The organism is Streptomyces griseoloalbus (assembly GCA_014650015.1).
GTDB lineage: Bacteria > Actinomycetota > Actinomycetes > Streptomycetales > Streptomycetaceae > Streptomyces > Streptomyces griseoloalbus.
The window spans coordinates 1-606 of sequence record BMUD01000128.1; the positions used below are offsets into that span (position 1 = coordinate 1).

The following is a 606-nucleotide window of genomic DNA, read 5'->3' on the forward strand; positions in this document are numbered from 1 at the left end:
GTGAATCTCTATCGCCATTTTTTCTTGAACAGCTTTTGAAAATACATGAAAGGCTTATGAAGGGATATTCAGTAAATGTCTCTAAAAAATAAGATGGCATATGAAGATGATAGGGCATGACCATTTCATATGCCATTCTTATTGTCATTTTTCCGTGCTTTCTCACATACTTCTATCCGACAGGACATGACGTTCCGGAAGAAGTCTGATGACCTCTTCTGATTCTGTGAGTAAAATCATATCATGCTGCTTTAGCTGTTTTGTTTCTGATTTTTTCTATCATCAGTATGGCATTTGCCGTATGTATTCCAAAGAAAATCCACAGTATTTCCGTCTTCCTGTTTCTGGCCTTTATCCTTGAGAGCGAGTAATGTTGCTTTTGAGTGCCGAAGCTTCCTTCAAGCCGTGTTGCCCTTTCTTTTGAGAGTTCGCTTCTAAGCACCTTCCTCAAAGGCTCATCTTTGGCCGCCCTTCCCTTGCGCACAAAGGATGTGGATATCCCATATTTTGTACAGAACTTTCTGTTGGCATTATTGGCATATATGGAATCGGCAGCCACACATCTTACCCTTACATTCATAAGCTTCTGCTGCATACGGATACAGT

1 protein-coding gene is annotated in these 606 nt (G+C 40.6%); it reads right to left on the bottom strand.

The annotated features are described in order from the left end of the window. Nucleotides 1-241: 241 nt before the first annotated feature. Nucleotides 242-606 (bottom strand): transposase (locus tag IE178_RS37185; protein WP_193515095.1); only part of this gene is annotated, 365 nt, incomplete at its 5' end.